This window comes from Rossellomorea orangium, from assembly GCF_019334305.1.
Lineage (GTDB): Bacteria > Bacillota > Bacilli > Bacillales > Bacillaceae_B > Rossellomorea.
Window position 1 is genome coordinate 232,909 of sequence record NZ_JAHWGH010000017.1, and the last position, 11,617, is coordinate 244,525.

Sequence of the window (11,617 nt, forward strand, 5' to 3'; positions counted from 1 at the left end):
AGTAAAATTGACCGGAAAGGCGCTCTTTGCCTTTTTGGTCGATTTTACTTATGACCTCGAGCCTCTAGCCGCCGGAGCTGGACAACACTAAAAGCGCAAGGGGCTTGCTCTGGGGCGAAAAGCATAAGGCGAACCAACCGGAAAGGCGCTCTTTGCCTTTTTGGTTGGTTTGACTTATGACCTCGAGCCCCAAGCCCCTGGAGCTGGACAACACTAAAGGCGAAGGCGGCTTGGGCAGAGGCCACACTTCTGGTGATGTCAATCCAGCCGAAATCAGTAATAATCCGGCCGTTTTGGTTGAGAATCTGGCGGGAATGGATGGAAATCCGGCCGATCCGAAAAAAAATCCAGCTGTTTATTAAGATAATCCAGCCATTTTACAAAAAAAACCAAAACCAAACCTGATATTCCACGAAAAAAAGAAGGCATTCTCAATCTGAGAATGCCTTCTTTTACATATTAAACGCTCTGTTGCTATAACCCCCGGGATTCAATCCTCTCGATTCTAGCCAATGATATACGTGACCCGATAATACCATTGGCACATTATGAAGATCTTCAATCCGTCTGCAACCAAGAGCACACATTAGAAACTGAATATCAGTATGAATCTGATTCACTTCATGTATGGTATCCTCAAGACCCGATTCGAGAAGCTGCTTGAGAATGACGCCGGCCATTCCTACAGCAGATGCCCCTAACCCTAGAGACTTAACGATGTCTAAGCTATTTTGGATCCCACCTGAAGCAAGGATCGGCTTATCGGATGAAGAATAGCATTCAGCTAGGGATATAGCAGTAGGGATTCCCCAATCATCAAAAAAGCCCAACATCCGTTCCCGGCGTTGATTTTCGATTTTTGAGAAGTTTGTTCCACCAAAGCCGCCTACATCGATGGCTGAGATCCTTGAACGGGACAAGGATTCTGCAGCTTCTTTACTAATGCCAAATCCAGTCTCTTTTACAATGACCGGGACAGATATACTTTCAGAAATCTCCTGTATCCTATCCAAGGCACCCCTGAAGTCACGGTCACCTTCTGGCATGGTCAATTCCTGAATCACATTTAAATGAATCTGCAATGCATCAGCCCTAATCATCTCAACGGCATCTTTGGCCTGTTGGACGGAAGCCTCACTTCCTAAATTCCCAAACACCATTCCATCAGGGTTATGCTTCCTCACAATTTCATATGTCTTTCGTTCAGCAGGATCCTTAAGTGCTGACATTTGAGATCCGACTGCGATGGCCATACCCGTTTCCCTGGATAGTATCGACAGTTCTTCATTGATTTTTGAAGTGGTCTCACCGCCGCCACCCGTCATAGCATTTATGAAAATTGGCGAACTCCAGGAAAGTTCGCCAATTTGAGTCTGCAGATGAATTTCATCTACTGCTATATTCGGTAAGCTCTGGTGGACAAAAGCCACTTCATCGTAACCGGTCCTTCGCTGCTGACCGGTCGATAAAGCATAATTGATATGATCTTGCTTTCTTTGAGCTCTCGTCACAATTCATCACCATTTACTTAAGATCTTTTAGTTTGTCTCCAATCATTTCACCCAATTGGAAGCCGGTGCTTTCTTCCGGCATTTCATAGTCCGTCACTTCTTCCTCTTTTTCTTCAAGGGCCTTGATGCTTAATGACAGGCGTTGTTCGTTTTCGTTAACGTCAAGCACCTTCACTTTTACATCCTGATTCTCACCGAGTACTTCGTGTGGAGTACCGATATGCTTGTGGGAGATTTGAGAGATATGAACAAGACCTTCAACACCAGGTAGGACTTCAACAAATGCACCGTAAGATACCAGACGCTTTACGACTCCATCCAACACGCTTCCTTTAGGCGCCTTTTCAGAGATATCACTCCATGGTCCCGGCAGTGTTTCTTTGATGGATAAAGAGATGCGTTCGTTGTCCCGATCGACGCTCAGCACCTTCACCTGCACCTTTTGTCCTTCTGTTACAACGTCGGAAGGCTTTTCAACATGTTCATGGGATAGTTGTGAAATATGAACAAGCCCATCTACTCCCCCGATATCCACAAACGCACCAAAATCGGTGATGCGTTGCACCGTTCCTTCCAGTACGGCACCTGATTCAATATCTGTTAGAAGCTGTTTCTTTTGCTGTTGCTTTTCTGCCTCAACTACAGCACGATGGGAAAGGATTAAACGGTTCTTCTCCTGATCCAATTCAACAATCTTGAAGGTTAACGTTTTATCTTTATAGTCTGAGAAATCTTCGACATAATAATCTTCCACTAAAGATGCAGGTACGAATCCCCTGACACCAAGATCAACGACAAGGCCGCCTTTTACGACATCTTTGACCTCCGCTTCGAAGACATCGCCATTTTCAAAGCGGACCTTCATTTCTTCCCATGCCTTTTCAGCGTCCACTTTACGTTTGGAAAGAACCAGTAGTTCTTCTTCCACTTTTGTCACGATTAACTCAAGTACATCCCCTTCACTGACTACATCAGAAGCTTTTTCGATATGAAGGCTTGAGAGTTCACTGATTGGAATGATGCCATCCACTTTACTATCCTGAACGTCGACTAAGACTTGTTTCTCTTCCACCTTAGTGACTGTCCCTTTTACTTTTTCACCAATTTCAAGATTCTTCACTTCAATTCCATTCATGTCTTCCATTATGTACTCCTCCTTAATCCATGACTGCAAAGATTTTGATTATTGCAAGACTTCGCAATTTAAAATATTCTTTCTACTAACTTCTAATAAATAGTACTTTTTGTCAAGCGGGAAACCTTATATTATTGATGCTCGTGTATCAGTTTTTCAATATGCTTCATAATAATCTCCGTCGTTTTCTCCGCGTTCAATCTTTCTTCACGAATACTTCCCATTTCAATCGGTGGTCCGAATACAACCTTCAATTTCCTGAACGGCTTGTATGGTCCGATGATGGCACAGGGGACCACGTAAGCTTCAGAACGAAGAGCAAAGAAACCGGCACCTGCCAATCCCTTTCCAATTTCTCCTGTCTTACTTCTAGTACCCTCTGGAAACAGTCCTAAAACATCTCCCTCTTTCAGAACCTGCAATCCTTTTCGCAGTGCTTCCCTGTCACTCATACCCCTCTTCACCGGGAATGCCCGTAGACCAGGCAATAAACTCCCTAATACTGGTACATTGAACAGTTCTTCTTTCGCCATGAACGACACAGGTCTTGGAGCTGAAATCCCGACAACGGGGGGATCCAGATTATCGATGTGATTCGCACACAGTAAGACCCCTCCATCTTTAGGAAAATGCTCAGTGCCCTTCACTTCAATTCGGTACAACGGAGAAAGAATCGATTTAACAAGACCTCTAGCAAAGGTATATAGGTTCACTTTAACCTTTCCTTTCTACTAACATCATGATTTGATCCACGACTTCTGAAATGGAAAGAGAGGTGGTATCTATTTCTGTTGCATCCGCTGCTTTCTTTAGTGGAGCGATCTCCCTTTCAGAATCAATCTTGTCGCGGCGGGCAATTTCGTCTTTTAATTGTTCGAGATCAGATGGATAACCTTTGGAGATGTTCTCTTCGTGTCGCCTTTGTGCTCTTTCATCTACACTCGCAAGTAAGAATACCTTGATTTCCGCATCAGGAATGACATGAGTACCGATATCCCTGCCGTCCATTACGACAGCGCCTTCCCGGGCAAGATCCTGCTGCCTTTTCACCATTTCTTCCCTGACGCCTGAATGAATAGCCACATGGGAAACTGAATTGGTTACAGCAGACTGACGGATTTCATCAGTCACATTTTCCCCGTCCAGAAACACAAGCTGCCCCTCATCAGACGGTTCAAGTTCAATGATGGTTTCTGACAACAATTCATTTAATTCACTTTCATTATGCAAATCTACTTTCTTCGTCAAAGCTTTATATGTTAAAGAGCGGTACATCGCCCCGGTATCAATATAAAGATAAGATAATTTCCCTGCCACTATTTTGGCAACAGTGCTTTTACCTGCAGCTGCAGGTCCATCGATCGCAATTCTTAATTTCTTCAATTCATCCACCTACTTAAGTTCCTAATAATTTTCTTACTCATTTTAACATAAATCTTCGTTTTCGTTTAACGATTCTTTCTTTCAGAGTGTGTTTCCTCTAAAGAGCATTCAAGAAAAAAATAGAGCAGGCATCATTCTCCTGCTCTATTGGTTAGGGTTTCAACTATTTCACTGTATTCCATTTTCTCCACCCCTTCATAGAATACGATCTTATGAAGTTCGGGAAGGATATTCAGTTGATGTACCATGAATTGCACTGCAATAAGTAATATAAAGTGTACGATGGCTAATTTAATTAAAATTCGTTCTACTGTTTTCAAGTGAATCACCCTTTTTCCGTTCTAAGAAAAAGTATGTGTACTTATTAGAATTTTATTCAAGCAAGCCTTTTTTTCTTAAATCGAGCTGTTTTTCAAAGCAATACCTTAGAATGAGCTGTCTTTGATTTTCAGTTAAGTGAACAAACTCAATGCTTGCGATTTCCTTATGATCCTTCTCCCAAACGCGGATCACCTTACCTTCAATCTCCACATAATGGCACTCTCCGGTTTGCATTGGCAGAACAATGATGGTAGAGAGCTTTGCTCCACTTTTCACATCCATTCCCTTCCTCACCACCACAGCGCAGCCCCCGGCGCTGAGATCTTCTGTGAGTGTCGGATAAAACCGGTCATTGATTTTCAAAGAAATATCCGTATTGGCCTCTACCCGTACGAATTGTCGACGTTGGATCTTCACCAGACCATCGTCCCCTGGATAATGCAGGTGAATCATCGGAATTTTGGATAATTTACGGCCCATCACTTCCGTTTCAAACATCATGACCGTTTGTTCATTAATGGTGAAGCTTGCTTTAAGCTGTGTACCATCAATTAAGAAAATGGCCTTCTCTGTCTTGGTATGTATGGGATAATCAATATATATCCCTTCCTCAGAAAGCTCGACGACCCTGCATCTATATCGATCAAAATTATCATTATGTATAGGTTCCAATTGTAATGTGGTACCTGCTTTTATCATAGTCCAAAATTCCCACTTTCCGTTTTTTGTATCTATATTATGGCATGTCAGCCTACTCCTTTCCACATCTTTTTGAATTTTCCAACAAGAAAGAGGGACGGACCTCCGATTACGGAAGTCCGTCCCTCTCAGTGTTATACTACTTCTTCATAAATTGGTTCTGCGTTTTTGAGTCTTTCCACCTTTTCTTCTTCGCCTGTTTTTGCATTGACGAATATTCTGTAGGTATCTTTACCCAGCATCCCTAAGAATTCATAGCATAGTACTTCTTCGTTCAAATCGTTCACGATCACAGCTTGCCGTTCTTCCATGATCTTCAGGTTTGGATTCGTCGTTTCTTTCGCTTGAGCCTTGGTTATCGTAGCTTTGGGTATTTCTCTTACGTGATTGTTCTTTAAATATTCTTCTGCTGCAAATCCTACAATTTGTCCATTATCCAGGGCTACTTTGATTTTCAAAGAATCCGGATAGATCCTTACCCCGTCCAAAGCCGTAACGAAAGTGAAAATACCGATATTATCGTATTGGGCACTTTCAAACATTTCAAGCTTCTGGAAGTTGTTTTCTTCTAAGAACGCTGTCGCTTTTTCCGCAGCCTTGTTTAAGCTGATCTTTGGTTTCTTGATTTCACGATTGTTGATGTACCAGATCGGATAGCCGCCTTTTTGGGTGACATCCATGCTTGCTTCCGTATTTCCATTACCGATGGAAACACTAAAGAACTTGTAATCGGAGCCTTTTCCGCTCTTTGAAACCTTCGCATCCTTGGATTTAGGGATACCTGAATATTTTCTCAGAATTTTGACGGCTTCTTCTTTGGAAATCTCTTTTCCTTTTAACTTTTTAAAGTTCTGGTCTTTTTTCTCTGTATTTACGAATGTTGTCGATCCAAAGTTCGCTTCATCATATCCGGATACATTTTTTTCGACGGTTTTGAAACCATCGATAATGGTATTATCTGCTTGTTCATTCCCTGAAGCCAAAGCCATTTCAACATCCATCCACCGCAAATTGTTTTCGATGATAAGATGCTGGACCTTCCGTAACTGGTTCTGAATATCAGCACTTTGTTCATAGAGATTTTCCAATGACTTATATTCTTTATCTGTTAATGGATTCTTGTCTAGGTCCCTTACAGCTACGCGATAACTGAAGTCACCGATTTTACTTAAGAATTCTTCCGTTTTATTAAATGGAAGAAGTGTCAAAGGCAGCTGTCCCACATCACTGTGAGCTTGTGAGGTTAATCTCCACACATCTGCAAGGGCAGGGGATAATGATTTTCTGGAATTCATGGCAAGTGTAGACCCGATTTGATCATGAAGCAGGTCCACCTGGTAAGTCAATTCATGAAAAGCTCTTTGATAGTTGTTTTCTGCATTGATTAGTATCGCATTTTTCTCCTGATGTTCCTGATACCCCCAGAAAGCAGTACCAGCCACACCCAATACTAGAACCGTTATTAGAATGACACGCACCATTTCGCTTCACCTCTTTAGCTACAGAATATATGTTTTCCTATTTTCTTAATTTGTGGACGCGACCATATCCATTTGCTTGTTGCCGTCGCAGGATTAAAGTAATAGAGGGCACTTGAAGATGGATCCCAGCCATTGATTGCATCCAAAACCGCTTCTTTGGCTCTTTCATTAGGAGTTAACCAGATTTGACCATCAGCTACAGCAGTGAACGCACCAGGTTCAAAGATGACCCCTGCCACTGTATTAGGAAATGCTGAACTGTCAATTCGGTTTAGAATGACTGCCGCTACAGCTACTTGACCCTCGTATGGTTCACCACGTGACTCCCCGTATACTGCGTTGGCGATTAATTGAATGTCATTTTGAGAGTATCCATTTGGTGTATTCGCTGCAGTTGGTTTAGAAGGTGCTGGTTTTGGTGCTGGTTTATTTTGTTGAGTTGATGTACCTCCACCACTCTTACCTCCTCCATCGGGAGCTTTCTGCTTATTAAGGTCCGTTCCGCCATAATGGCTGAATTTTTTCCCTTTTTCAATTTGGTTTTTCACAAATTGTTTATTATACTTTGACGCCTTCAAAAGCTTTGCTTTTGTTGTCGGTCCTGCCAGTCCATCGATTTTCAGGCCAAATTCGTACTGAAAGTTTCTCAATGCCCAGTAGGTTCCCCATCCAAAAACCCCATCAATATCACCGTTATAATAACCGATATATTGAAGCCTGGATTGAAGTTCAATTACATCCTCACCCGTTGCGCCTTGTTGAATTACCTGATTTGTAAAAGCGTCTGCCTTCTCCCCCTCTGAAGAAATCATTAAGAGAGAACACATAAGCACCATGACGACTGAAGTAGAAACCCATTTGAAACGACTATTCATAATGCTTTAACCTCCATATCTTCAATTAACATTAACTCTAGTTTTTGTAGAGACTCCCATTTTATACAAGTGGAATGATAAAAATATGAAATGATATAAGGTATCCGAATAAATGAAACACTTTGATAAGACACTGTAATGTCTCAGCAACCCCCATGTAAACAAGCAAAGATATACTGTGAAAAGGGAAGTTTCAAATTTAGAATGGGAGGGTCACGATGGAAGATTACTTAGCAAAGTCTTTGGAGGAATGGAAAGAGGATATTTCAGAGGTACTCGATCAAATCAATACGGACTATGAGGATGTTAAGAAGGAACTGAAAGTTTACTCCTATAAATACGGCATTACAAAGCAGGTCATACAGTCGACGGTGAATGAGGAAATCATTGAAAATATCCGGCAAATGTATCATAAACCATTTGAAGAGAAGTATAATGAACTGAAAGAATACATACGTGATCTTGAAGAAAAAAGAAAAGTATTTCAAATGTTTGTAAATAAAATAGATGAAGTGAAGCGAAAAGAAGCTCCTAAAACCGATCTTGCCGCTGCATATAAATGAAACAGCCCCCTTGATACGGGGGCTGTTTCATTGTGGTTTACAGGTAAAGGCGCTCCCACAGGAAGCGCCTTTACATGACTTCTTTCTTCAATTCCATTTTGTACTTTTTCTCAGTAAGCTGATGGGCACTCTTCACTTTCTTTAAACCCAGCCACCATAAGAACAACATAAATGGAACCATATAATAGATCCAGTTTTTCTCAGCCAGGAAGATATAGTTATAGGTTCCATGCAGCAGGATCGGTACCGATAGGGCAAGAAGGAGCCATTTACGCCGTTCTTCACTTGAGGAGAACTTGGCTTTGCCCAGATAATACCCCATAATGACACCGAACAGAGCGTGGCTGGACACGGGTAATACAGCCCTTCCAAATGCATGTTCGACTCCATTGGCAACCAAATATAAAATATTTTCAACCGTAGCGAAACCGAGTGATACACTCGCTCCGTAGACAATCCCATCATATGGTTCATTGAAATCAACATGCTGGAAAATGGCAAACATCAAAATAAACCATTTAAAGAACTCTTCGAGGAAACCAGAGGAAATAAAAGCCGTAGACCAATTGGAAGCAATGATTCCTTCGACTTCCAGGACGTATTGCAGAAACATGATCGGAAAGGTGATAATGGCACCATACATAAAGGTTTTAAACACGAGTGTAATGGGTTCTGCCTCATATTGATCCCGTAAATAAAAGTAACTTAACAATGCTAATCCTGGTGCTATACCCGCTGATAAAATCACCAGCATACAAAAGTCCTCTTTTCTTTCGGTTTTCTTAATCGTATCATGTTAGTGTAGGATTGGAAATAGGAATTTAATTGGTTGGAGGAATGAGTGATGAAGAAAGATATTTTAGTCATACATACAGGCGGGACCATCTCGATGATGGAAGACGAGCAGACAGGAGCCGTTACTCCGGGGAAGGAAAACCCCCTTTCTGTCCAGACGTCCATCGTTTCAAACCTGGCAAATCTCACGGTCGAAGAGGCTTTCCATCTGCCTTCACCACATATTACGCCTCTGCACATGCAGAAACTAAAAGAAATCATTGAAACAAAATATCAGGAATCGCCATTCCATGGTGTTGTCATCACCCATGGTACAGATACACTGGAAGAAACCGCCTACTTCCTGGACTTGACCCTGTCCCTTCCCATCTCGATCGTAGTAACAGGGGCGATGAGGTCAAGCAATGAAATCGGAGCGGACGGCTTATACAACCTGATTTCATCCGTGCGTGTTGCAGCTAGTGACAAATCAAGAGGCAAAGGGGTCCTGGTCGTCCTTAATGATGAAATCCATTCAGCAAAAAACGTGACCAAAACCCATACAAGCAATGTATCCACCTTTCAAAGCCCTCAATATGGACCGATTGGCATCGTCACCAAAAGGGGGGTACTCTTCCATCATCAACCCACTTCAAATGAGCATTACCAGATCTGCGATATTTCAAAGAGGGTAACGCTCATTAAAGCATATGCGGGAATGGACTCCGGTCTCCTGATGGCCATCAAAGACCTTCAATACGACGGTGTGATCATTGAAGCACTTGGACAGGGAAATCTTCCCCCTGAGACGGTGAATGGCATCGAAGAACTCGTAGAAGCGAATATTCCCGTCGTATTGGTTTCTAGATGCTTCAACGGAATTGTTCAGGATATTTACGGGTACTCCGGTGGAGGGAAACAATTGAAGGAAAAAGGGGTCATTTTCTCTAATGGACTGAATGGACAAAAAGCAAGAATTAAATTAATGGTTGCCCTTTCCCAGACGAGAGACATGAATGAATTAGAAATGATCTTTAAAAACTAAGGCTCTTTTCATATACATTGTTGCTTTAGGATGTGGCGAGTGGCGGTTGCTTTCCGCGGGGCGTGAGTTGAGCCTCCTCGGGCTTTGCCCTGTGGGGTCTCGACTTTCATGCTATTCCCGCAGGAGTCGAGCACCTTCCGCTACAATCAACTATCCAGAAGAAGTGTTTTACTAACACAAAGGAAATGTGGAGATTGCTTATGCCACTGCTATCTCATTCATTGCAGTGACTTTATTATTTAATAGTCCTTTAATCTTTTTAAACGGATGGTCACAAACCATTTTGCTCTGTCAACACTTACTACTCCGGAGGTTGAAGGGAACTGAGTAGACTCCTACGGAAAACGGTCGTGCCAAGACCCCGGAAGCGGTTTTTGCTGAGGAGGCTCGGCCGAACGTCCGTGGAAAGCGGGACTGTACCCATCACTCTCCTGCACGACACCCTATAAGGCAGAGCATTCGCAAATCTTAGTCTGTATATGATAGCAACGATCTTTGTCAAAACAGCCAAAACTTAAAACAGAAGCAAAGAGAAAGAGGTCCAGAATCTGGACCTCTTTCTTACGATTAATTTTCACTTCTCAGCTTAATGGATTCAGCAATCATTCCACCGTGGTGACGGCCATTCTCAATAAATATTTCATTGGCGTTATTACCAGCTGCAATCACTCCTGCAATATAAACCCCTTCAACATTCGTTTCCATTGTTTCAGGATTAAAGGCAGGACGACCTGTCTCCCTGTCAATGTCTATCCCCATCCTTGTCAGGAAGCTGTGGTCAGGGTGATAGCCCGTCATGGCAAAAACAAAGTCATTAACCACTTCTTTCTTCTCCCCATCGACGGTATAAATAACCGAGTCATCCGTAATCTCGTCTACACATGCATTAAATTCCATAGTGACTTCTCCATTTCTCACCAGGGCATCAAAATTCGGGAGGATCCAGGGCTTAACGCTCTTGGAATATTCAGTTCCCCGGTATAACACCGTTACCCTTGCCCCCGCTTTATTTAATTCAAGCGCTGCGTCGACTGCCGAGTTTTTCCCTCCGACCACTACCACATCGGTATCAAAAAACGGATGAGCCTCTTTGAAATAATGAAACACTTTTCCCAAATTTTCTCCGGGAATCTCCATATAATTCGGATGATCATAGTAGCCCGTCGCGATGATAACAGATTTACTTTCATATATCCCCTTGGAAGTTGACACGGTAAAAAATCCGTCATTTTTCTTTACTTCATGAACGGTTTCAAACCGGTTGATCCTTAAATCTTTGCGCTTAGCGACTTCACGATAATACACCAATGCCTGGTTCCTTCTTGGTTTATGCTCTTCAATGACGAATGGCACATCACCGATTTCAAGTTTTTCACTTGATGAAAAAAACGTTTGATGAGTGGGATAGTGGTAGATTGCATTCACGATGTTTCCCTTTTCAATGATCAATGGATTGATCCCTTTTTCTTTTAAACTAATGGCAGCAGATAGCCCGCATGGACCTCCGCCTACAATGATGCATTCTTCCTTTATCAAATTCAGACACTCCTTCAATTCCTCTATCTGAATGGCCTTATCTGTCCGTTGCTTCAGATTAATTAATAAACTTTACTCAATTATTATGGAATAGTTTTTCGTTCAGGTCAAAAAGGAGCACTCGGCCCTTCCAGTCACTCATTTATAGTATGGATATTCCAACTGAATTGAATGTGACATAAATAAAGAATCAGGCTTGGACATAAATTGACTATAAAGACGAACAATCTCTAGGGATATTTGGAATCACTTGTTACACCGCTGTTGATTTCCGCGGAAGGCGAGCCTCCTCAC

Annotated in this window: 13 protein-coding genes; 3 read left to right on the forward strand and 10 right to left on the reverse strand. The window is 42.3% G+C overall.

The window, feature by feature from the left end:
- Window positions 1-230: 230 nt before the first annotated feature.
- A complete protein-coding gene (locus KYJ26_RS24030) occupies window positions 231-362 on the forward strand; it encodes a hypothetical protein (protein ID WP_257475079.1) in 132 nt (43 codons plus the stop codon).
- A gap of 90 nt (window positions 363-452) precedes the next feature.
- Here the strand turns inward: KYJ26_RS24030 and fni are convergent, their stop codons facing one another.
- From fni to sleB, 8 genes are all read right to left on the reverse strand, one after another.
- Window positions 453-1,511 carry a type 2 isopentenyl-diphosphate Delta-isomerase gene (gene fni, locus KYJ26_RS15910; protein WP_219168354.1) on the reverse strand — a complete coding sequence of 353 codons (1,059 nt, stop codon included), beginning with the start codon at window positions 1,509-1,511 and terminating at the stop codon, window positions 453-455.
- A gap of 13 nt (window positions 1,512-1,524) precedes the next feature.
- Window positions 1,525-2,658 carry a 30S ribosomal protein S1 gene (gene rpsA, locus KYJ26_RS15915; RefSeq protein ID WP_219168617.1) on the reverse strand — a complete coding sequence of 378 codons (1,134 nt, stop codon included), beginning with the start codon at window positions 2,656-2,658 and terminating at the stop codon, window positions 1,525-1,527.
- A 119-nt stretch (window positions 2,659-2,777) separates the two neighbouring features.
- Window positions 2,778-3,359: a lysophospholipid acyltransferase family protein gene (locus tag KYJ26_RS15920; protein WP_219168355.1), complete on the reverse strand. Its 582-nt coding sequence runs from the start codon at window positions 3,357-3,359 to the stop codon at window positions 2,778-2,780.
- Between the two features lies 1 nt (window position 3,360).
- On the reverse strand, window positions 3,361-4,029 hold the full coding sequence (gene cmk / locus KYJ26_RS15925) for a (d)CMP kinase (RefSeq protein WP_257475081.1): 669 nt from the start codon (window positions 4,027-4,029) through the stop codon (window positions 3,361-3,363).
- Between the two features lie 131 nt (window positions 4,030-4,160).
- The gene (locus tag KYJ26_RS15930) at window positions 4,161-4,349 is read right to left on the reverse strand and encodes a YpfB family protein (RefSeq protein ID WP_219168357.1); all 189 of its coding nucleotides are present in this window, start codon (window positions 4,347-4,349) and stop codon (window positions 4,161-4,163) included.
- A 52-nt stretch (window positions 4,350-4,401) separates the two neighbouring features.
- Window positions 4,402-5,049: a flagellar brake protein gene (locus tag KYJ26_RS15935; RefSeq protein ID WP_219168358.1), complete on the reverse strand. Its 648-nt coding sequence runs from the start codon at window positions 5,047-5,049 to the stop codon at window positions 4,402-4,404.
- A 134-nt stretch (window positions 5,050-5,183) separates the two neighbouring features.
- Window positions 5,184-6,530, reverse strand: coding sequence for a germination protein YpeB (gene ypeB / locus KYJ26_RS15940; RefSeq protein WP_219168359.1), 1,347 nt, complete (start codon window positions 6,528-6,530; stop codon window positions 5,184-5,186).
- A 14-nt stretch (window positions 6,531-6,544) separates the two neighbouring features.
- On the reverse strand, window positions 6,545-7,366 hold the full coding sequence (gene sleB / locus KYJ26_RS15945) for a spore cortex-lytic enzyme (RefSeq protein WP_374939773.1): 822 nt from the start codon (window positions 7,364-7,366) through the stop codon (window positions 6,545-6,547).
- A 257-nt stretch (window positions 7,367-7,623) separates the two neighbouring features.
- Here sleB and KYJ26_RS15950 point away from each other — a divergent pair, with 257 nt between their 5' ends.
- A complete protein-coding gene (locus tag KYJ26_RS15950) occupies window positions 7,624-7,968 on the forward strand; it encodes a hypothetical protein (protein WP_219168361.1) in 345 nt (114 codons plus the stop codon).
- Between the two features lie 70 nt (window positions 7,969-8,038).
- Here KYJ26_RS15950 and prsW read toward each other — a convergent pair whose 3' ends face one another.
- Window positions 8,039-8,722, reverse strand: coding sequence for a glutamic-type intramembrane protease PrsW (gene prsW, locus KYJ26_RS15955; RefSeq protein WP_219168362.1), 684 nt, complete (start codon window positions 8,720-8,722; stop codon window positions 8,039-8,041).
- Between the two features lie 90 nt (window positions 8,723-8,812).
- Here prsW and KYJ26_RS15960 point away from each other — a divergent pair, with 90 nt between their 5' ends.
- Window positions 8,813-9,787, forward strand: a complete 975-nt coding sequence (locus KYJ26_RS15960) for an asparaginase (RefSeq protein ID WP_219168363.1) — start codon at window positions 8,813-8,815, stop codon at window positions 9,785-9,787.
- A gap of 567 nt (window positions 9,788-10,354) precedes the next feature.
- Here the strand turns inward: KYJ26_RS15960 and KYJ26_RS15965 are convergent.
- The gene (locus KYJ26_RS15965) at window positions 10,355-11,323 is read right to left on the reverse strand and encodes a YpdA family putative bacillithiol disulfide reductase (RefSeq protein WP_219168364.1); all 969 of its coding nucleotides are present in this window, start codon (window positions 11,321-11,323) and stop codon (window positions 10,355-10,357) included.
- Window positions 11,324-11,617: the final 294 nt, after the last annotated feature.

Bases quoted from the DNA above. Each gene is read 5' to 3' on its own strand.
- KYJ26_RS15935 (WP_219168358.1), bottom strand. From the start codon at position 5,049: ATGATAAAAGCAGGTACCACATTACAATTGGAACCTATACATAATGAT.
- ypeB (WP_219168359.1), bottom strand. From the start codon at position 6,530: ATGGTGCGTGTCATTCTAATAACGGTTCTAGTATTGGGTGTGGCTGGT.
- sleB (WP_374939773.1), bottom strand. From the start codon at position 7,366: ATGGTGCTTATGTGTTCTCTCTTAATGATTTCTTCAGAGGGGGAGAAG.
- KYJ26_RS15950 (WP_219168361.1), top strand. From the start codon at position 7,624: ATGGAAGATTACTTAGCAAAGTCTTTGGAGGAATGGAAAGAGGATATT.
- prsW (WP_219168362.1), bottom strand. From the start codon at position 8,722: ATGCTGGTGATTTTATCAGCGGGTATAGCACCAGGATTAGCATTGTTA.
- KYJ26_RS15960 (WP_219168363.1), top strand. From the start codon at position 8,813: ATGAAGAAAGATATTTTAGTCATACATACAGGCGGGACCATCTCGATG.